Here is a 20,440-nt window from a genome sequence, read left to right as displayed (position 1 = left end):
CTCCCCCTTTAAACAAGCTCTTTTTCATATGGTAAAACAGTATCTGGATAAATTTCTGTTGGATATCGTCCTGTAAAACAAGCTAAACATTGTCCGCAGTTCGGCTCGGCATTCGAACGTCCGATACCTTCCATTAATCCTTCTACGGAAATAAACGATAAGGAATCCGCACCAATAATTTCACGAATCTCATCCACCGAATGCTTAGATGCGATCAGTTCTGCACGTTCTGACGTATCGATGCCGTAATAGCATGGATGTGCGATCGGTGGTGCTGTAATGCGAACGTGAACTTCTGTAGCGCCCGCAGCACGCAGCATCTTCACGATTCGGCGGCTCGTTGTTCCACGAACGATTGAATCATCGACCATAACGACTCGCTTTCCTTCTACGATTCCTCGAACTGGCGAAAGCTTCATCTTCACACCTAGTTCACGAAGCTCTTGAGAAGGCTGGATGAACGTACGTCCGACATAGCGATTTTTAATCAAACCAATCTCATACGGAATACCGGATGCTTCTGCATAACCGATCGCAGCTGAGATACTAGAATCAGGCACACCTGTTACAACATCCGCTTCAATCGGAGCTTCTTCATACATCTTTTTCCCAAGACTTTTACGAGCCGCATGAACGTTGATTCCTTCAATGTTGCTGTCTGGTCGTGAGAAATAAATATATTCCATCGAACACATGGAGCGCTGAACAGAAGTCGAGAACGTATCGACCGTTAGTCCGTCTTCATTAATGATCAAAAGTTCTCCCGGCTGCACGTCACGCACATACGTTGCACCAACCACATCGAACGCACACGTTTCAGATGCGACAACATACGCATCACCAAGCATACCAAGTGACAATGGGCGTAAGCCGTTCGGATCGAGTGCTACCATCATCTCGTTCTCTGTCATGACTAAGAACGCATATGCACCTTTTAGCATCGTTAAAGCGTTCTGTACTTTTTCTTTAAGTGTAAAATAACCGCTGCGCTTGATCAGATGAGCAAGCACTTCTGTATCAGAAGTGGTTTGAAAGATGCTTCCTTGCGATTCCAGCTGATGTTTTAGCGCGTTGGCATTTACAAGATTTCCGTTATGAGCAAGAGCAAGTGAGCTTGTTTGTGAACGGAACAAGAGTGGCTGAACGTTCGCAAGCTCATTGCCTCCTGCTGTGGAATACCGGACATGGCCGATTGCACCATGTCCGATCAATCCTTCTAGCTCCCCTTTGCTGAACACGTCGTTTACGAGACCGCTACCTTTATGAATGCGTAAACGCTCTCCGTCCGTTACAACGATTCCTGCTCCTTCTTGTCCGCGGTGCTGCAGGCTGTGCAGCCCGTAATACGTTAGTTGCGCGGCATCCGGGTGACCCCAGATCCCAAACACACCACATTCTTCGTTTAAGCCTTTGATGTCAGCAAGCATGGAATTGCTCCTTTCCAGGCGTCTTGCATCTCCTGGAGCGTGCAGGATAACAGCTCTTCACCCTGCTCATTATCGATCGCTAGACCGCTCTCAGAACGTACAAAACCTATGATTTTTGCGTCTTTTACAAGCTGTTGGAACTCATCTTGATGTTCAGGTTTTACTGTGACTAAGAAACGGGATTGAGATTCTCCGAAAAGACTTCCGATCGGCTCATCTGTTAACGTCACGCTCGCTCCTACTTTTCCGTCCATCACAGACTCAGCAAGTGCAACAGATAGTCCGCCTTCCGCAACGTCATGCGCAGATTGGATCAAACCTTTATGAATCGCTGCTAAAAGCTCACGCTGTCTTGTTTCTTCCACTTCTAGATCGATGTGAGGCGCTTTACCAAAAATTCGTCCTTCTTTCATCTTCTGAAGCTCACTTCCGCCAAATTCCGCTTTGCTTTCACCAATTAGATAGATGATGTCACCCGCTTCTTTAAAGCTTTGAGTTACGATGTGCTTCGTGTCTTCAATAAGCCCGACCATACCGATAACTGGTGTCGGGTAAACAGCCACACCGTTCGTTTCGTTATAAAGAGATACGTTACCGCCGATGACTGGCGTTGCGAGTTTGTTGCATGCCGCACTCATACCGTCAGCTGATTTCTCTAGCTGCCAGAAGATCTCTGGCTTTTCAGGATTTCCGTAGTTCAAGCAATCTGTCACCGCAAGAGGCTGTGCTCCTGAACATACGAGATTACGAGCTGCTTCGGCAACAGCGATCATGCCGCCCACTTCTGGATCTAAATACAGATAGCGAGAGTTACAGTCTGTTGTCATGGCAAGTGCTTTTTTCGTTCCGCGGATTCGAACGACTGCTGCATCTGATCCAGGTGCTACGACGGTATTCGTGCGCACCATATAGTCATACTGGTTGTAAACCCACTCTTTGCTCGCTATCGTTGGCTGCTTCAAAAGAGATAGCAACGTAGATTTGAAGCTAGTAATCTCTGGGAAGTAGTCTGCTTGCGCTTGGAACTCACCATAATAAGCAGGTTCTTTTGATGGCTTATGATAAACCGGAGCATCTTCTGCAAGAGCATCTACTGGTACATCTGCCACGATCTCACCTTGGTGAGTAAGACGAAGGACTTGCTCTTCGATAACCGTTCCAACCGTTACGCAATCTAGATCCCATTTTGCAAAGATCTTTTCCACTTCATGCTCACGGCCTTTTTCAACGACTAACAGCATGCGCTCTTGAGATTCTGATAGCATCATCTCGTATGCCGTCATTCCCGTTTCACGCTGTGGAATAAGATCAAGGTTCATCTCGATTCCCATGCCCGCTTTACTTGCCATCTCAGCGGACGAACTTGTAAGACCTGCCGCACCCATATCTTGAATGCCAACAAGCGCATCACAGTTATGAATGAGCTCGAGGCACGCTTCCATAACGAGTTTTTCCATAAAAGGATCTCCAACTTGAACCGCTGGACGCTTTTCTTCTGACGCTTCAGAAAGCTCTTCTGATGCAAACGTTGCACCGTGGATTCCGTCACGGCCTGTTTTCGCCCCAACGTACATGACAGAGTTTCCTGCACCCTTCGCTTGACCTTTTTTAATGTCTTTATGGTCGATCAGACCGACACACATCGCGTTAACAAGCGGATTGCCTTCGTACGATGGATCGAATTGAACTTCTCCACCAACCGTCGGAATTCCGATACAGTTGCCGTAGCCTGCGATCCCCGCTACCACTTGCTCGAACAAATACTTCACACGCGGAGACTCTAACTCTCCAAAACGAAGCGAGTTCAGCATCGCGATCGGACGCGCTCCCATTGAGAAAACGTCACGAATGATTCCACCGACACCTGTTGCAGCTCCTTGATAAGGCTCGATCGCTGAAGGGTGGTTATGAGATTCGATCTTGAAAACAACCGCTTGACCGTCACCGATATCCACGATCCCAGCACCTTCACCAGGACCTTGAAGTACGCGCTCACCTTTTGTAGGGAACTTGCTTAGAACAGGCTTTGAATTTTTATAAGAACAGTGCTCACTCCACATAACAGAGAACAGTCCTGTTTCTGTCCAGTTAGGAAATCTGCCGATAATCTTTTCTACGAGTTCAAACTCTGAATCACTTAAACCCATCTCACGGTATAATTTTTGCTCTTTAATTTGTGAACTTGTTGGTTCATGTTGCAGCGACATAACGTTCCCTCCAGCTCTTCACAATAGATTGAAATAATTTAAGACCATCCTTGCTTCCTAAAAGCTCATCAACCGCACGTTCCGGATGCGGCATCATACCTAGCACGTTGCCTTCTTCGTTCGTGATTCCGGCAATGTTTTCAACCGATCCGTTCGGATTGTTTTTATATGTGAATACGATCTGGTCGTTTGCCTTTAGCTGTTGCAGCGTCTCTTCATCGCAATAATAGTTGCCTTCACCATGCGCGACTGGAACGGAGATTACTTCTCCTTTTTCATACTGAGTCGTGAAGATCGTCGATGTGTTCTCAACGACAAGCTCTTCTGGCTGGCAGATGAATTTCAATGATTCATTGCGGCGCATCGCTCCTGGCAGGAGTCCTGTTTCTAGTAAAATCTGAAATCCGTTACAAACGCCAAGAACCGGTTTTCCTTCACGTGCTGCTTTAACCACTTCTGTCATCACGTTCGAGAATTGTGCGATAGCGCCTGAGCGGAGGTAATCTCCATAAGAGAAACCACCAGGCAATAAAATACCGTCAAATTGATTTAAGTTCGTTGCATCGTGCCAGACGTACTCAACTTCAGCGCCGAGCTCATCTTTTATAGCATGATACATGTCTGTGTCACAGTTTGATCCTGGAAAAACGATTACAGCAAACTTCACTGTGCGACAACCTCCTCCACCTCATACCGGTAGTCTTCAATAACTGGATTCGATAAAAGTTTAGAGCACATGTTCACGATTTTCTCATCAAGATCGTAGTCGCCTTTTTGAAGCGTTAACTCCAGATACTTACCAATACGTACATCTTCAACCTCTGACTGTCCCATTTTGTGAAGCGAGCTCATAACTGCCTTACCTTGTGGATCTAATACACTCTCTCTTAATGTTACATACACCTTTACTTTGTACATGATAGGCCTCCTAGACGTTGTAGTATTTTTTCATAAGCATCTGTTAAACTTCCTAACCCTCGGCGAAATACATCTTTATCAAGTTTCTCGTTCGTTTCTGCATCCCATAAACGGCATGTATCAGGAGAAATTTCGTCAGCGAGCATAAGGTTTCCATTAACATCTGTTCCGAACTCTAGCTTAAAGTCGACGAGCTTTACGTTCTTTTGAACAAAATAAGAAGTGAGCACTTCGTTGATCTGAATCGCTTGTTCTGAAATCTGGCTGAGTTGCTCTCGCGTTGCCAAGTTCATGATGTCGATATGCTCTTCCGTAATAAGCGGATCGCCGAGGTCATCGTTTTTGTAGTAAAATTCGACGATCGTGCGTGGAAGGATCTGACCTTCAGGAATCCCGGTACGCTTTGATAACGATCCAGCAGCGATGTTGCGGACAACCACTTCTAAGGGGATGATGGTCACCTTCTTCACGAGTTGTTCGGTTTCGGATACTCGTTTTACGAAGTGGGAGTGAATTCCTTTCTCTTTGAGCAGTTCAAAAAGGATAGATGAGATCTCGTTGTTCAGTCTTCCTTTTCCTGCGATCTCGGCTTTTTTCTCGCCGTTGAACGCTGTTGCTGAATCTTTGTAGCTTACCCAGACGATGTTCTCGTCTGTTGTGCGGTAGATGCGTTTTGCTTTTCCTTCGTATAGCTGCTCTAACTTCTCCATTCTGACCCCTCCGTTATATGAAGATTCCCAATATTCAATCTACTAAAAAAGGCAAAGAGAAAGAGAGCTCAATAGATCACTCTCTTTTTAGTTGAAGTACTTCAAAAAAGCTTGTTTAATCTTCGTAGCTTGAAAGAGTTGATTTCCGCTCCAGGTACTCCCTTTCCGGGGGGCGTGCGGTGAGCCCCTCGCCGCTATGCGCCTTTGAGTGTCTCACCTGCCCCGCTCGTCCCCCAGGAGTCTCGTACCTTCCTCTACAATCAACTTTTCAATGATGTGCAAACGTTAAAGATTTACAACTAACCATTTATAAAAGCAATTCTTCTTATATAAAACCCTTTAAAGCCCTAATCTGTCGAAGATTGTGTCTACGTGTGACAGATGATAACTGTAGTCAAAGCATTCAGAGATTTCTTCAGGTGTTAATTTTTCAGTAATTTTTTGTTCAGCTTCTACTAATGTTCTGAACTGTACACCTTCTTCCCATGCTTGCATCGCTTTTGGTTGGACAGTGTCGTATGCTTCTTCACGTGCCATGCCTTTATCAATCAATTTAAGAAGTACGCGCTGTGAGTAGATTAAACCGTACGTGCGCTCCATGTTGCGTTTCATGTTTTCTGGGAACACGGTTAAGTTCTTGATGATGTTGCCAAAACGGTTCAGCATGTAGTTCAATGCGATCGTTGCATCTGGTAGAATCACACGCTCAGCAGATGAATGCGAGATATCACGCTCATGCCATAGGGATACGTTCTCATAAGCTGTCATCATGTAACCGCGAATCACACGAGCAAGACCTGTCATGTTTTCAGATCCGATCGGATTACGTTTATGCGGCATTGCCGATGATCCTTTTTGACCTTTTGCAAAGAACTCTTCTACTTCACGCGTTTCACTCTTTTGAAGACCGCGTACTTCTGTTGCGAACTTCTCGATGCTCGTTGCGATAAGTGCCAACGTTGACATGTAATGCGCGTGACGGTCACGCTGTAATGTTTGAGTTGAGATCGGTGCCGCTTCTAGTCCAAGCTTTTCACACACATATTTTTCAACGAAAGGATCGATGTTCGCGTACGTTCCAACGGCTCCAGAAATTTTTCCGAAACGAACCGTGTCTGACGCTTGCTTGAAGCGCTCCACGTTACGTTTCATCTCTTCGTACCAAAGAGCAAGTTTCAATCCGAACGTTGTTGGCTCAGCATGCACTCCGTGCGTACGACCCATCATCACGGTATATTTATGTTCTTTTGCTTTTTCAGCAAGAATCTCAACGAAACGATCTAGATCTTTCGCTAAAATGTCGTTTGCTTGTTTTAGAAGATACGATAGAGCTGTATCTACAACATCTGTGGAAGTTAGTCCGTAATGTACCCATTTGCGCTCTTCACCAAGCGTTTCAGATACCGCTCGCGTAAAAGCTACTACATCATGGCGCGTTTCTTCTTCGATCTCTAGGATTCTGTTAATATCGAAAGACGCGTTTTCGCGAAGCTTCTTCACGTCTTCTTTCGGAATATCTCCTAGTTCTGCCCAAGCTTCACAAGCTAAGATCTCTACTTCAAGCCACGCTTGATATTTGTTTTCGTCCGTCCAGATCGCTCCCATTTCAGGGCGTGTATAGCGTTCAATCATTGTGTTACCTCCGTTTTGTTATCACTTAAAAATAGTGCGGTCACTTTTTCTGCTTTTTCTAGTGCCTGTTCAATCGTATCACCTAAAACCGTGATATGCCCCATCTTTCGTTTCGCTTTCGCTTCTTTCTTTCCGTACAGATGAAGTTTCGCTTCTCCTAAATTTCCTATCTCGCGTAACACAGTCTCATGATGTTCACCTAATATGTTGATCATCACGGCTGGTTTTATTAATTCTGCATTGCCAAGCGGCCAGTTGCATACGGCACGTACATGCTGATCGAACTGTGAAGTCTCACACGCCTCGATTGTGTAATGCCCCGAGTTATGCGGGCGTGGCGCTAGTTCGTTCACATAGATCGTACCGTCTTTTGCGACGAACATCTCTACGGCAAGCGTACCAACAAGCTCTAATTCCGTTGCTATTGACCCCGCTAGGAGCTTTGCTTGATCCGCTGTTGTGTTCGTGATGCGTGCTGGTGCAATCGTTTGATGCAGGATATTCTCTTTGTGTATATTCTCTGCGATTGGAAACGATTTAACCTCACCGCTCACACTTCTCGTTATGATTACGGATATTTCTTTTTCAAAGTCAACCCAAGCTTCCAGCACACAATCTGTCTCTTTCTCTAAAAGTGTTGCTGCAATCTCAAGATCACTTTCTTGCTTGATCACAAACTGTCCTTTTCCGTCGTAACCGCCTCTGCACGTTTTTAATACAGAAGGGTAACCCAATTCTTCCACCGCACGTTGGAGTGAACGAAGATTGGTCACAGGGCGGTACGGAGCTACAGGGACACCAGCTTTTTGAAGCGTTTCTTTCTCTTTTAAACGGTGCTGAGTGACAGAGAGAAGCCGGCTTCCCTGCGGTAAGTTTCCGTTCTCTTCTAACCAGTTCGCACTCTCTGCATCTATGTTTTCAAACTCGTATGTGACAACATCGCTTTGTTCTGCAAGCTTCTTGATGCCTTCTCGGTCATCATAAGCTGTTGTAATTTGATGATCTGCAACTTGCCCGCATGGTGAATTCTCACCTGGTTCTAAAACAACAACGTTCAATCCCATTTCACGAGCGCTCAATGCCATCATGCGGCCAAGCTGACCTCCGCCAAGTATACCTAGTGTTTGCTGTGGTCTTATCGTCTTAAACAAGAAGCTCACTACTTTCGATCGCCATTTGTTGTGCTGTAGCACGGCGTTGTTTTAAACGTTGTTTGACTCCTTCATCATGCACGGCTACCATCTGTGCGGCTAGAAGTCCGGCATTTGCTGCACCAGCCTTCCCGATCGCAACTGTCGCGACAGGAACACCCTTTGGCATCTGAACGATGGATAGCAGTGAATCCATGCCGTTAAGCGCTTTGGATTGAACCGGAACACCGATTACAGGCAGGATTGTTTTAGCAGCGACCATACCTGGCAAGTGGGCTGCCCCGCCCGCTCCAGCAATGATTACTTCAATCCCTCTATGCTCTGCTTCTTCTGCGTATTGAAACATGAGATCCGGTGTACGGTGTGCCGAAACCACCTTCTTCTCGTAAGCTACTTCTAGTTCATCTAATAGGTCACACGCTTCTTTCATTGTTTCCCAATCTGAAACACTTCCCATGATCACGCCAACTTTAGCCATGGTAGCCTCCTTATTGTCAGAAAATATAAAAAAGTCCAGTTGGTATGCTTCTCCCTAATATGAGAGAAAGCAGCCAACTGGACATACGTATCCGATAAAAATAGACAGAAAGATGCTTTCCCTCATAGTCTGATGAAATAACGGTCATCAGGTAGAGACTTACGGGCCATATCCCCGAAATTATATGAGGGCTTTATTCTTCTGGTTTTATTGTAGCAATGATTGTTTTGTTTTGTCAACAAAAATCGAACATTAAGTTGTATATTACATTTAATGTTCGTGTTTTGGTCATTATTGAAGGAGTTTGCCTTCAAATACAATTCTTTGTTCCTTTACTTCTGGTTCCATTCTGCCGTTTCGTTTCACTTCATAGAAAACGGGCTCTTCCATACGTCTTACCGGTGTATAGCCCTCATCGGCCATACGATCCAGACAATCCGAGATCGTTTCTCCTGCTTCAACAGCGAACTTCTTTTTAGAAGGTTTCTTCTCCATCTGTTACCTCCTGATACCCTTAACCCAAAATCCACCATGAAACGCTTTAGGCTCATGTGAAATAATAAACGCCTTCGGATCTAAATCCTTTACCGTATTATATAGGTTCATTTCTGATTTACGTGATGTTAAGATCTCCATCATCAAACGCTGCCCTTCACGACCTTCTGCAAGCCAGTTCGTAACCCCATAGCCTTTGTTGCGAAGCTCGTTCGGCAAGCCGCCTTCAAGATTTGTCGTAATTACGTTAACAGTAGTATATCCAAGTGCAAGCTTTTCTTCAATCTTCATTCCTACTAAAACACCAATTCCATAACCAACCGCATATGCAATTAGGTTTTGAATCTCATTTAAGTTATCAAGAACAAGCCCGAGGCCGACCACATAGATAATAACCTCGAACACACTAATAAAGGCAGCCAAGTACCTTTGTCCTTTCAACGTCAGGATCATCCTGATCGTAAAAAACGATACATATACAATATTGATCAATAAAATGATCCCAACCATGACGAACGCATTATCTAACATGATGGCAAGCCTCCCAAGGTGAAAAATACTTCGTTAAGGATAACACTTTTTGGACAAGTTGGAAACTGGAGAATTGATGCAAAAACAGTTGTCGTTTTTCGGGGAGTTTAGTAGGACGTTTGGCGGGTGCTTCTTGTATGTATATTGAAAGTTTGGTGAACACCAAACCTCCTTTTTCTTGTTTTGATGGTGGTGGTTTTGCGGTTTGCGCGCTATAACGAGTATTAGCAATCATTTTTAATGGGGTTTTTTGCTTTTGCTGAAGAATATCGTGTTATTGAATATGGCTGCGACCATCTTCTTCCTATTTTGAAGGTTGTGAGAGGGGGTTCGTGGGCTGAAACGGATCTCCGAAACATACGGAGTGGGGTATCACTGTGGTCTAATTAAGTCTGAACGCACAAAATTAAGTCGAAATGAGAGCGAATTAAGTCGGAATGAACCTCCATTAAGTCTAAAAAACAAAATAAAGGCATTTCGCTAAATTCCGACAAGCCTTTTTAGCTCTATATTGAGACTATTTTAATATTATTGAGTAAATAGATTGATTGGATTGTTAGATTATCCTTTGTAACTTTAATCTTATAAAAAACAAAAAAAAGATGGAACGAACATAAAGTTCGTCCCACCTTCTTTGCCTAGCGACGTCCTACTCTAACAGGGGGAAACCCCCAACTACCATCGGCGCTAAAGAGCTTAACTTCCGTGTTCGGTATGGGAACGGGTGTGACCTCTTTGCCATCATCACTAGACCTAACCATGACTTTCACCATGATTCTAAATTGTAGAGAGTATGTTCTCTCAAAACTAGATACGACGTTTCCAAACGTTATGCTTTTTAAGGATAAGCCCTCGACCGATTAGTATCTGTCAGCTCCACGTGTCACCACGCTTCCACACCAGACCTATCAACCTCATCATCTCTAAGGGGTCTTACTCACTTGCGTGATGGGAAATCTCATCTTGAGGGGGGCTTCATGCTTAGATGCTTTCAGCACTTATCCCGTCCACACGTAGCTACCCAGCTATGCCCCTGGCGGAACAACTGGTACACCAGCGGTGTGTCCATCCCGGTCCTCTCGTACTAAGGACAGCTCCTCTCAAATTTCCTGCGCCCGCGACGGATAGGGACCGAACTGTCTCACGACGTTCTGAACCCAGCTCGCGTACCGCTTTAATGGGCGAACAGCCCAACCCTTGGGACCTACTTCAGCCCCAGGATGCGATGAGCCGACATCGAGGTGCCAAACCTCCCCGTCGATGTGGACTCTTGGGGGAGATAAGCCTGTTATCCCCAGGGTAGCTTTTATCCGTTGAGCGATGGCCCTTCCATGCGGAACCACCGGATCACTAAGCCCGACTTTCGTCCCTGCTCGACTTGTAGGTCTCGCAGTCAAGCTCCCTTGTGCCTTTACACTCTGCGAATGATTTCCAACCATTCTGAGGGAACCTTTGGGCGCCTCCGTTACTGTTTAGGAGGCGACCGCCCCAGTCAAACTGCCCACCTGACACTGTCTCCGAACCGGATTACGGTCCAAGGTTAGAATTTCAATACAGCCAGGGTAGTATCCCACCGACGCCTCCACCGAAGCTGGCGCTCCGGCTTCTCAGGCTCCTACCTATCCTGTACAAGCTGTACCAAAATCCAATATCAAGTTGCAGTAAAGCTCCATGGGGTCTTTCCGTCCTGTCGCGGGTAACCTGCATCTTCACAGGTACTATAATTTCACCGGGTCTCTCGTTGAGACAGTATCCAAGTCGTTACACCTTTCGTGCGGGTCGGAACTTACCCGACAAGGAATTTCGCTACCTTAGGACCGTTATAGTTACGGCCGCCGTTTACTGGGGCTTCAATTCAGAGCTTCTCCGTAAGGATAACCCCTCCTCTTAACCTTCCAGCACCGGGCAGGTGTCAGCCCCTATACTTCACCTTGCGGTTTCGCAGAGACCTGTGTTTTTGCTAAACAGTCGCTTGGATCTATTCACTGCGGCTCTCTCGGGCGATAAACCCTATCAGAGCACCCCTTCTCCCGAAGTTACGGGGTCATTTTGCCGAGTTCCTTAACGAGAGTTCTCCCGATCATCTTAGGATTCTCTCCTCGCCTACCTGTGTCGGTTTGCGGTACGGGCACCTCTTTCCTCACTAGAGGCTTTTCTTGGCAGTGTAGGATCAGGGACTTCGGTACTAAAATTTCCCTCGCCATCACAGCTCAGCCTTCACGTTGGGCGGATTTGCCTACCCAACAGCCTAACTGCTTAGACGCACTATTCCATCAGTGCGCTCACCCTACCTTACTGCGTCCCCCCATTGTTCAAACGGAAAGGAGGTGGTACAGGAATATCAACCTGTTATCCATCGCCTACGCTTTTCAGCCTCGGCTTAGGCCCCGACTAACCCTGAGCGGACGAGCCTTCCTCAGGAAACCTTAGGCTTTCGATGGACAAGATTCTCACTTGTCTTTCGCTACTCATACCGGCATTCTCACTTCAAAGCGCTCCACCAGTCCTTCCGGTCTGACTTCGCTGCACTTCGAACGCTCCCCTACCCCTGTACCATACGGTACAAGCCATAGCTTCGGTGATACGTTTAGCCCCGTTACATTTTCGGCGCAGAGTCACTCGACCAGTGAGCTATTACGCACTCTTTAAATGGTGGCTGCTTCTAAGCCAACATCCTGGTTGTCTGGGCAACTCCACATCCTTTGCCACTTAACGTATACTTTGGGACCTTAGCTGATGGTCTGGGCTGTTTCCCTTTTGACTACGGATCTTATCACTCGCAGTCTGACTCCCGCGGATAATTCTCTGGCATTCGGAGTTTGACTGAATTCGGTAACCCTGTGGGGGCCCCTAGTCCAATCAGTGCTCTACCTCCAGGAATCTTGCCGCGAGGCTAGCCCTAAAGCTATTTCGGGGAGAACCAGCTATCTCCGTGTTCGATTGGCATTTCACCCCTACCCACACCTCATCCCCGCACTTTTCAACGTGCGTGGGTTCGGGCCTCCATTCAGTGTTACCTGAACTTCACCCTGGACATGGGTAGATCACACGGTTTCGGGTCTACGACCACGTACTATGTCGCCCTATTCAGACTCGCTTTCGCTGCGGCTCCGTCTTATCAACTTAACCTTGCACGGGATCGTAACTCGCCGGTTCATTCTACAAAAGGCACGCCGTCACCCGTTAATGGGCTCCGACTACTTGTAGGCACACGGTTTCAGGATCTGTTTCACTCCCCTTCCGGGGTGCTTTTCACCTTTCCCTCACGGTACTGGTTCACTATCGGTCACTAGGGAGTATTTAGCCTTGGGAGATGGTCCTCCCGGATTCCGACGGGGTTTCACGTGTCCCGCCGTACTCAGGATCCACTCAGGAGGGAACGAAGTTTCAGCTACAGGGCTGTTACCTTCTTCGGCTGGCCTTTCCAGACCACTTCACCTACTTCGTTCCTTTGTAACTCCGTATAGAGTGTCCTACAACCCCAGAGAGCAAGCTCTCTGGTTTGGGCTGATTCCGTTTCGCTCGCCGCTACTCAGGAAATCGCATTTGCTTTCTCTTCCTCCGGGTACTTAGATGTTTCAGTTCCCCGGGTCTGCCTTCTCATACCCTATGTATTCAGATATGGATACCATCCCATTACGGATGGTGGGTTCCCCCATTCGGAAATCCCCGGATCAATGCTTACTTACAGCTCCCCGAGGCATATCGGTGTTCGTCCCGTCCTTCTTCGGCTCCTAGTGCCAAGGCATCCACCGTGCGCCCTTTCTAGCTTAACCTTATATGATGTTTGCACATCAAAGATTCTTGCTTGGCGCAGATTAGATAAATCTATCTGCCTTGCATATTGTTTGGATGTCGATATCTAGTTTTCAAAGAACATTAATTTAAAAATGCATCATCGTAAGATGTGCAATGGTGGAGCTTAGCGGGATCGAACCGCTGACCTCCTGCGTGCAAGGCAGGCGCTCTCCCAGCTGAGCTAAAGCCCCATAATGGGAATGAAATTTTATGAAAATGGTGGGCCTAAATGGACTCGAACCATCGACCTCACGCTTATCAGGCGTGCGCTCTAACCAGCTGAGCTATAGGCCCCTAAAGGAAGTTAAGTTCCTTCAAAACTGAACAAAAGAAGAATAGGTGTACTTACGAAACACTCGAAGGTGTTTCATAATCTCCATAGAAAGGAGGTGATCCAGCCGCACCTTCCGATACGGCTACCTTGTTACGACTTCACCCCAATCATCTGTCCCACCTTCGGCGGCTGGCTCCCAAAAGGGTTACCCCACCGACTTCGGGTGTTACAAACTCTCGTGGTGTGACGGGCGGTGTGTACAAGGCCCGGGAACGTATTCACCGCGGCATGCTGATCCGCGATTACTAGCAATTCCGGCTTCATGTAGGCGAGTTGCAGCCTACAATCCGAACTGAGAATGACTTTTTGGGATTGGCTTGGCCTCGCGGCTTCGCAACCCTTTGTATCATCCATTGTAGCACGTGTGTAGCCCAGGTCATAAGGGGCATGATGATTTGACGTCGTCCCCACCTTCCTCCGGTTTGTCACCGGCAGTCACCTTAGAGTGCCCAACTGAATGCTGGCAACTAAGGTCAAGGGTTGCGCTCGTTGCGGGACTTAACCCAACATCTCACGACACGAGCTGACGACAACCATGCACCACCTGTCACTTTGTCCCCCGAAGGGGAAAGCTCTATCTCTAGAGTGGTCAAAGGATGTCAAGACCTGGTAAGGTTCTTCGCGTTGCTTCGAATTAAACCACATGCTCCACTGCTTGTGCGGGCCCCCGTCAATTCCTTTGAGTTTCAACCTTGCGGTCGTACTCCCCAGGCGGAGTGCTTAATGTGTTAACTTCAGCACTGAGGGTGGAACCCCCCAACACCTAGCACTCATCGTTTACGGCGTGGACTACCAGGGTATCTAATCCTGTTTGCTCCCCACGCTTTCGCGCCTCAGCGTCAGTTACAGGCCAAAAAGCCGCCTTCGCCACTGGTGTTCCTCCACATCTCTACGCATTTCACCGCTACACGTGGAATTCCACTTTTCTCTCCTGCACTCAAGTCTCCCAGTTTCCAATGACCCTCCACGGTTGAGCCGTGGGCTTTCACATCAGACTTAAGAGACCGCCTGCGCGCGCTTTACGCCCAATAATTCCGGATAACGCTTGCCACCTACGTATTACCGCGGCTGCTGGCACGTAGTTAGCCGTGGCTTTCTGGTTAGGTACCGTCAAGGTACGAGCAGTTACTCTCGTACTTGTTCTTCTCTAACAACAGAGCTTTACGACCCGAAGGCCTTCATCGCTCACGCGGCGTTGCTCGGTCAGGCTTTCGCCCATTGCCGAAGATTCCCTACTGCTGCCTCCCGTAGGAGTCTGGGCCGTGTCTCAGTCCCAGTGTGGCCGATCACCCTCTCAGGTCGGCTACGCATCGTCGCCTTGGTGAGCCGTTACCTCACCAACTAGCTAATGCGCCGCGGGCTCATCTGTAAGTGTCAGCGAGAGGCCGACTTTCAAAAAGAAGAAATGCTTCTTCTCTTGTTATCCGGTATTAGCCCCGGTTTCCCGGAGTTATCCCCGTCTTACAGGCAGATTACCCACGTGTTACTCACCCGTCCGCCGCTAAATCAGAGGAGCAAGCTCCTCATCATTCGCTCGACTTGCATGTATTAGGCACGCCGCCAGCGTTCATCCTGAGCCAGGATCAAACTCTCCATAAAAGTGTTTGTCTTGCTCTAGTTTTAAAACTGACGGAATTAATTCTTAATTCCTTACCTATTTCTTTTGTTCAGTTTTCAAAGAACTTTTTTCTTTATCGCGTTACTCTCTTAAAGCAGCGACAAAAACTATCTTATCACATATCTTCTTTCGAAGCAACAACTTTTTTAAAAGTTTATGTTTGTTTTTGTCGAACGTTATGTAAGAAAAGCAACAACGTTTATTACTATATCAGCGATACAGCCGACCGTCAACGCTTTTTTAAAGATTTTATTAAAAAACCTCTTTTCATGTCGAAAAGAGGTTTGCTCGCTATAAAGAATACTTCTCTAAAAGATCGTTTTTTGTCTTCCATACTCGAACAGATAGATCGACAAAATACTCTTGGGGATTCAATCTTCTTAAGTGCTGAGGCCAAAATAAACCAAGCTGTTCTTGATGATAGCGCCGAATTTCTTCTAGATTCGGAAGTTCATATATTAGCTTTCCTTCTATATATACAGGCTGCAGCAATTCTTCGGCAGTAAAAGAAGAAACTACTTTGCTTTTGCATGTGTGCACCGGATCAAAAAGTTTTAAATCTTTTTCAGGAAGCACCTCATCATCCATCGCTATGTAATCCGCTTCCGCTTTTCCTTTTGAATTAATAATCCGGTAGACCTTTTTATATCCAGGTGTTGTGATCTTCTCTACATTAGATGAAATTTTAATCGTGGGTACAAATTCTCCGTCCTCCCATTTAGCGACAACCTTATAAACGCCTCCGAGTGCAGGTTGATCAGATGCCGTAATAAGTTGCGTACCAACTCCCCAGGAAGTGATTTTTGCACCTTGTGCTTTTAGATCCGAGATCACATCGTCATCCAAGTCGTTACTTGCTACGATTTCGACATCGGTGAGGCCCGCTTTGTCTAACATTTTACGAGCTTGAATAGATAGGTACGCGAGATCACCGCTATCAAGACGAATTCCTTTAAGTGATTTACCTGCTGCTTTCATCTTTAACCCAACTTCTATCGCGTTAGGAATTCCACTTTTTAATGTATTATACGTATCTACAAGCAGGACGCTTTGATTGGGAAGTGCTTCAACAAATCGTTCGAACGCTTCTTCTTCTGAATCATGATCCTGAACCCACGCGTGCGCATGCGTTCCTTTTGTCGGAATGCCAAATAGTTTTCCGGCGCGCATATTTGACGTTGCATCAAAGCCTGCAATGTATGCGGCACGCGCACCCCATATTGCGGCATCGGCTTCTTGAGCGCGGCGCGTTCCAAACTCCATCAATTGATCATCAGGAGTGACATAGCGAATGCGGGCTGCTTTCGTTGCGATCAAGGTCTGGTAGTTCATGAAATTAAGAAGCGCTGTCTCTAACAAGTGTGCTTCAAACACACGACATTTGATACGAATTAGCGGCTCATTCGGAAAAACGACCGTTCCTTCTTTTACAGAGAATAACTCTCCCGAAAAATTAAAGTTCTTTAACTCCTCCAAGAAAGGTTCCTCATAATGTTCTTCTTGTGTTCTTAAGTATTCGATATCTTCCTCTGTAAAATGAAGATGCTCCAAATAACGAATGATCCGCTCAAGTCCCGCGAATACGGCATAACCGCTTTTAAACGGATTCTTTCGAAAGAACGCTTCAAATACGCGAATGTGGTTGTGCGTTCCGTTTTTCCAATGGGCGTACATCATATTAATTTGATACTTATCTGTATGTAATGCTAAATCTTCATAGCTCATGTATGAGTCCCGCCTTTCTCTCCATTCATTTTTCTCTAATTGTGTGGTTGTTAAACATAGTAAAAGGCCCGATAAGAATATCGGGCTAACACTAAATTATATTATTGTGTTCTAGCTTCCTCCGCATAATCTTGGATCACCTTTACAGCACGATCTCTTTCTACTGTTAGAGCTTCCTTCTTAGTCTCGTGTTTTTCTTTCGCATATTCCATGAGTTTTTCATTTCTTTCCCGTATCAGTTCATCCAACTTATTTATTTCTTCATCTTTAAGTTTTGCCTGATCTCTCAGATTCATCTTTACGTCTTGGAATCGAGACTGCTCATCTCTTATGCTATCAATAACTGAGTCTGTGTAAATTTTACCGAGGTCCATAAACTTGTTTGAACTACTCCAGTTGATATCATTAATATCCATAGAAGAATCCCAATTTATTCGTGTATTGTGCATCGCTTTCGACCAGTTAGAATCTACTTCATCAAACAACTCTTTTTGAGAGGAAACCGATTGGAATTCGCCTCCACCCGCTTCTGCTACTGCTTTTAGCTGTTGCTGACCTTCGTTATCTACATCAAATCCGATGATGTTGACTTCTCCTTGATGTTCGACTCGTGTAACTTTTTCGCCGCTTCTACAGGATTTCCGTCACATGTCTCTATTCCATCACTCACGATGTAAATGACGTTATTTCCTTCTTTCCCTTGAAGGTCCTTTTCAGCTGCTTCAATAGAAGCTGCGAGCGGTGTCCAACCAGTTGGCTTAAATTTAGAGAGAGATTGTTGGAAAGTTCCTTCATTATATGCGCCTAAAGGGTACATAACTTCCGTACTTTCACAAGAAACCTTCTTGTCTTTATCATCGTTGCTTCCTTTATGTCCATAAACGCGCAGCATGACGTTCGCGTCCTCAGGCAATCCACCTGCAAACTTCTTCAACGCTTCTTTTGCCGCCGTCATCTTATCCGTTCCCGAAACCTTACCTGCCATACTACCGCTTGCATCTAAAAGAATGGCAACATTAAGAGGACCTTCCTTCTTTTCCTCTCCGTTTTCACTTTCTTCTTTATATTTTTCATACGCCTCTACTTCTTCAAACGAAATGTCAAAGTCCTCTAACTCCTGAAACCCCGGCTGATGATTGGCTGCGAACCCAGCAACGATTCGGTTATAGGCTTCCTCACTCTTCATACCTTTAGGATAGTTCTTTGTGATTTTGTTAATTTCTTGCTCAAGAGCATCACCTTCAAGATCCTTTACCTTTTCGTTATACTTACCTGCACCCTGTTTCACCATCTCCTCAGGATCAGTAGGCGCTTTTTCAACCGTCTCTTTTTTCGGTTCTTTTTTCTTTGGTTCTGTGTCCGATGCTGATTTTTCGGATGAGCATGCGGTTAGCAGAAGAACAAATAATAGAAATAGAGACGACGTTACACTAGTTGAACGATTCATTTTTCTCTCCTTTTTCTTAATCACAATTTACTCAGCCCTTCTTTTTCTCTTATCTTCTGTATATGATTTTGCTTCATAGCTGGGAGTGCCAGGACCACTGGAATAATAAAGAACGGAAATGATTCTTCTCCTATGAAAAAGAGAATCAAACTTAAAGGTGCGACAAGTCCGTAGATTAATAGATATAGAAGAACATAAACTCGTCTCCATCGTTTTTCTTTTTTGGACATACCGCACCTCATTTTTTCAAATTAAAACTCTATCTCTTTTTTCGTATGTGTTTTCTGAAACTCTGTTGGTTTTGGATCAAAGTATTCCATCGTGAACTTTGGCACGAACTTGTTGTTCTGTAGGTAACCTGAACCCCATGTTGGGTCCATCGTTAACCAGCGTCCGTCGACCTTCGTCTCCACCCACGCATGATTCTGCCCAGCAAACCCTGTTACCATCTGCGCTTCCATACCACTTGCACGTAATAGAGCGATCGCTAAATACGCAAAGTCCTGACAAACGCCTTCTTTTTCGTCCAACGTTTTTAGCGCACTGTCATCAAACTCAAACGTTCGATTGTTTAGCTTGTTTACGTCATAGCTCACGTTTTTTGCGACATACTCGTATACTGCTAGTGCTTTTTCTTTTTCAGTTTTTTTATTTTTTGTTAGTTGCGCTGCTAATTTCTTAATCTCAGGAGCATCCGACTGAATACCTCTAGATGGTAAGGTGAATCGTTGATCACTCGTGTTCGTATTCTCAACCGTGAAATTTGCTACACCAACAAAGTACTGCATATATCCGTTCGTTTTTTGAAAATCTGGTGCCATTATGGACACATCGTACTTCCCTGGTCCAAAACGGAGGAAAAACTCTCCCTCAAACTTATTGTTCTCAACTGGAATTGCGTACATCGCTTTTAGTTCGTCTTTCTCTGTCTGAACGAAAACGACATTTGTCTTGTTCGCATCCTCACCTTTAGGATCAATTCTTCCTTTAATCTTGTAAGTCAGATCCGCTTTTTCACCGCCTACTTCCGGCGACTCAAGTTTGAAGCCTTTTTCCTCATAAGCAGAGGAATACTTCACAGGTTCAAACGATTCACTAGATAAATTCTTTACAAATAAGTGAGCCGCATCCGTAAAAAAGTCGGCCGATCCTTCTTTAGGCGTCATGATCTGTACCTCATGAACACCCGCGCCATAATAAAGAGGGATTTTTTGTGCAAACTTTCCATCCTCAACCTGAACCATAATTTTAGTAGAATCACTTTCTTTCTTAAGCTCAACCATAAGCTGCTCCACACTGGAATCAGCAACGTCACCCGTTAGCTCGAAAGAACCTTCTCTTTCCATATACCCATTTATGGAATTTTTTAACTTTAAATCGTATTGAAATGCGTTCTTTGTATAAGCAATATCTCTCTTGATCTTAGGGTTTACGTTCTCTACATCAAATGAGGCAATATCGTAATAGTATTCTTCAGCCGAATCGCTCGGTACACTCACTTTGACAGAATAATTTCCCTTCCCATTAAACAACTGTACTTTTTGTTCAAACTTGCCTTCCTTTAAAGGAGCGTAATAGCTGAACTCTCGACCATTCGGCCCTTCTTCATCACTTCTCACTTTTATCCATACATGGTCTGACTTGAAACTGTTATACTTTTTCGCTTTACCTTTAATAAGTACAGTCGAGTTTGCCGCAAACTCTTTGTACTTAGGGCTAGATAACGTCACTTCCACTTCTTCTGCGTATGGAAGAAGTTCTAGTTTCTCTAATGTTTCCTCATTGTTCGCTTCTTCCGCAAGCGTTGTATACTTGTCTTTTTTAGCTTCTTGTTCAGGTTTAGCAGAAGGTTTTTGGTCTGATGTGCAGGCGGTAAGTACCAGAACCATAAGCATCAGAAGAAAACTGGTAATATTGTTTTTCATTGGTGTTTCTCCTTTCGTTATTTTAATGTTAAAATTCATCAACA

The 20,440-nt window shown here is 45.4% G+C and carries 15 protein-coding genes, 2 tRNA genes, 3 rRNA genes and 1 riboswitch; all 20 genes read right to left on the bottom strand.

The features are described from left to right. Positions 1 to 8: 8 nt before the first annotated feature. The 20 genes from purF to ACNJYY_RS02035 all read right to left on the bottom strand — a co-directional run bounded on the left by purF (position 9) and on the right by ACNJYY_RS02035 (position 20,396). A complete protein-coding gene (purF, locus tag ACNJYY_RS02130; RefSeq protein ID WP_066399607.1) occupies positions 9 to 1,427 on the bottom strand; it encodes an amidophosphoribosyltransferase in 1,419 nt (472 codons plus the stop codon). Then, entirely contained in the window at positions 1,403 to 3,634 is a 2,232-nt protein-coding gene (gene purL, locus ACNJYY_RS02125) for a phosphoribosylformylglycinamidine synthase subunit PurL (protein ID WP_416730366.1), read from the bottom strand. The genes purF and purL overlap by 25 nt, the downstream gene beginning before the upstream one ends. Further along, positions 3,618 to 4,301 (bottom strand): phosphoribosylformylglycinamidine synthase subunit PurQ, encoded by a 684-nt coding sequence (purQ, locus tag ACNJYY_RS02120; protein WP_416730365.1) that lies wholly within the window; start codon positions 4,299 to 4,301, stop codon positions 3,618 to 3,620. Before purQ ends, purL begins: the two co-directional genes overlap by 17 nt. Further along, on the bottom strand, positions 4,298 to 4,552 hold the full coding sequence (gene purS, locus ACNJYY_RS02115) for a phosphoribosylformylglycinamidine synthase subunit PurS (protein ID WP_137791366.1): 255 nt from the start codon (positions 4,550 to 4,552) through the stop codon (positions 4,298 to 4,300). Before purS ends, purQ begins: the two co-directional genes overlap by 4 nt. Beyond that, complete coding sequence (gene purC, locus ACNJYY_RS02110) at positions 4,540 to 5,262, bottom strand: phosphoribosylaminoimidazolesuccinocarboxamide synthase (RefSeq protein ID WP_416730364.1); 723 nt, start codon at positions 5,260 to 5,262, stop codon at positions 4,540 to 4,542. The genes purS and purC overlap by 13 nt, the downstream gene beginning before the upstream one ends. Positions 5,263 to 5,601: 339 nt before the next feature. After that, the gene (purB, locus tag ACNJYY_RS02105; RefSeq protein ID WP_144704474.1) at positions 5,602 to 6,894 is read right to left on the bottom strand and encodes an adenylosuccinate lyase; all 1,293 of its coding nucleotides are present in this window, start codon (positions 6,892 to 6,894) and stop codon (positions 5,602 to 5,604) included. Further along, the gene (purK, locus tag ACNJYY_RS02100; protein WP_416730363.1) at positions 6,891 to 8,045 is read right to left on the bottom strand and encodes a 5-(carboxyamino)imidazole ribonucleotide synthase; all 1,155 of its coding nucleotides are present in this window, start codon (positions 8,043 to 8,045) and stop codon (positions 6,891 to 6,893) included. Before purK ends, purB begins: the two co-directional genes overlap by 4 nt. Next, complete coding sequence (gene purE, locus ACNJYY_RS02095; RefSeq protein WP_198771386.1) at positions 8,038 to 8,523, bottom strand: 5-(carboxyamino)imidazole ribonucleotide mutase; 486 nt, start codon at positions 8,521 to 8,523, stop codon at positions 8,038 to 8,040. Before purE ends, purK begins: the two co-directional genes overlap by 8 nt. 105 nt (positions 8,524 to 8,628) lie before the next feature. Beyond that, a riboswitch (purine riboswitch) is annotated at positions 8,629 to 8,731 on the bottom strand. 83 nt (positions 8,732 to 8,814) lie between these two features. Beyond that, positions 8,815 to 9,018, bottom strand: a complete 204-nt coding sequence (locus ACNJYY_RS02090; RefSeq protein WP_379675285.1) for an NETI motif-containing protein — start codon at positions 9,016 to 9,018, stop codon at positions 8,815 to 8,817. A 3-nt stretch (positions 9,019 to 9,021) separates the two neighbouring features. Continuing rightward, a complete protein-coding gene (locus ACNJYY_RS02085; protein WP_066390813.1) occupies positions 9,022 to 9,549 on the bottom strand; it encodes a DUF2179 domain-containing protein in 528 nt (175 codons plus the stop codon). Between the two features lie 636 nt (positions 9,550 to 10,185). Further along, positions 10,186 to 10,301 (bottom strand): 5S ribosomal RNA (gene rrf / locus ACNJYY_RS02080). A gap of 88 nt (positions 10,302 to 10,389) precedes the next feature. After that, a 23S ribosomal RNA gene (locus tag ACNJYY_RS02075) occupies positions 10,390 to 13,325 on the bottom strand. 137 nt (positions 13,326 to 13,462) lie between these two features. Beyond that, positions 13,463 to 13,538: transfer RNA gene (locus ACNJYY_RS02070), tRNA-Ala, on the bottom strand. Between the two features lie 26 nt (positions 13,539 to 13,564). Next, positions 13,565 to 13,641, bottom strand: a tRNA-Ile gene (locus ACNJYY_RS02065). Between the two features lie 88 nt (positions 13,642 to 13,729). Further along, a 16S ribosomal RNA gene (locus tag ACNJYY_RS02060) occupies positions 13,730 to 15,280 on the bottom strand. Together the 16S, 23S and 5S rRNA genes with 2 tRNA genes alongside form the textbook arrangement of a ribosomal RNA operon. 310 nt (positions 15,281 to 15,590) lie before the next feature. Continuing rightward, positions 15,591 to 17,024 carry a nicotinate phosphoribosyltransferase gene (locus ACNJYY_RS02055; RefSeq protein WP_416730362.1) on the bottom strand — a complete coding sequence of 478 codons (1,434 nt, stop codon included), beginning with the start codon at positions 17,022 to 17,024 and terminating at the stop codon, positions 15,591 to 15,593. Between the two features lie 101 nt (positions 17,025 to 17,125). Beyond that, positions 17,126 to 17,440 carry a hypothetical protein gene (locus ACNJYY_RS02050; protein WP_416730361.1) on the bottom strand — a complete coding sequence of 105 codons (315 nt, stop codon included), beginning with the start codon at positions 17,438 to 17,440 and terminating at the stop codon, positions 17,126 to 17,128. Between the two features lie 149 nt (positions 17,441 to 17,589). Then, positions 17,590 to 18,471, bottom strand: coding sequence for a VWA domain-containing protein (locus ACNJYY_RS02045; RefSeq protein ID WP_416730360.1), 882 nt, complete (start codon positions 18,469 to 18,471; stop codon positions 17,590 to 17,592). Positions 18,472 to 18,491: 20 nt separating this feature from the next. Further along, complete coding sequence (locus tag ACNJYY_RS02040; protein WP_416730359.1) at positions 18,492 to 18,701, bottom strand: hypothetical protein; 210 nt, start codon at positions 18,699 to 18,701, stop codon at positions 18,492 to 18,494. A 21-nt stretch (positions 18,702 to 18,722) separates the two neighbouring features. After that, positions 18,723 to 20,396 (bottom strand): transglutaminase domain-containing protein, encoded by a 1,674-nt coding sequence (locus tag ACNJYY_RS02035; RefSeq protein WP_416730358.1) that lies wholly within the window; start codon positions 20,394 to 20,396, stop codon positions 18,723 to 18,725. Positions 20,397 to 20,440 lie beyond the last annotated feature (44 nt).

This window comes from Fictibacillus tiangongensis (genome assembly GCF_048083785.1).
Taxonomy (GTDB): Bacteria; Bacillota; Bacilli; order Bacillales; family Fictibacillaceae; genus Fictibacillus.
The sequence above is the reverse complement of the archived record's forward strand: the minus strand, read 5'-3'. Positions and strand labels throughout refer to the sequence as shown.

Excerpts from the sequence above, each read along its gene's own strand:
- purF (WP_066399607.1), bottom strand. The coding sequence starts at position 1,427 with ATGCTTGCTGACATCAAAGGCTTAAACGAAGAATGTGGTGTGTTTGGG.
- purL (WP_416730366.1), bottom strand. The coding sequence starts at position 3,634 with ATGTCGCTGCAACATGAACCAACAAGTTCACAAATTAAAGAGCAAAAA.
- purS (WP_137791366.1), bottom strand. The coding sequence starts at position 4,552 with ATGTACAAAGTAAAGGTGTATGTAACATTAAGAGAGAGTGTATTAGAT.
- purC (WP_416730364.1), bottom strand. The coding sequence starts at position 5,262 with ATGGAGAAGTTAGAGCAGCTATACGAAGGAAAAGCAAAACGCATCTAC.
- purB (WP_144704474.1), bottom strand. The coding sequence starts at position 6,894 with ATGATTGAACGCTATACACGCCCTGAAATGGGAGCGATCTGGACGGAC.
- purE (WP_198771386.1), bottom strand. The coding sequence starts at position 8,523 with ATGGCTAAAGTTGGCGTGATCATGGGAAGTGTTTCAGATTGGGAAACA.
- ACNJYY_RS02090 (WP_379675285.1), bottom strand. The coding sequence starts at position 9,018 with ATGGAGAAGAAACCTTCTAAAAAGAAGTTCGCTGTTGAAGCAGGAGAA.
- ACNJYY_RS02085 (WP_066390813.1), bottom strand. The coding sequence starts at position 9,549 with ATGTTAGATAATGCGTTCGTCATGGTTGGGATCATTTTATTGATCAAT.
- ACNJYY_RS02055 (WP_416730362.1), bottom strand. The coding sequence starts at position 17,024 with ATGAGCTATGAAGATTTAGCATTACATACAGATAAGTATCAAATTAAT.
- ACNJYY_RS02050 (WP_416730361.1), bottom strand. The coding sequence starts at position 17,440 with ATGGATATTAATGATATCAACTGGAGTAGTTCAAACAAGTTTATGGAC.
- ACNJYY_RS02045 (WP_416730360.1), bottom strand. The coding sequence starts at position 18,471 with ATGAATCGTTCAACTAGTGTAACGTCGTCTCTATTTCTATTATTTGTT.
- ACNJYY_RS02040 (WP_416730359.1), bottom strand. The coding sequence starts at position 18,701 with ATGTCCAAAAAAGAAAAACGATGGAGACGAGTTTATGTTCTTCTATAT.
- ACNJYY_RS02035 (WP_416730358.1), bottom strand. The coding sequence starts at position 20,396 with ATGAAAAACAATATTACCAGTTTTCTTCTGATGCTTATGGTTCTGGTA.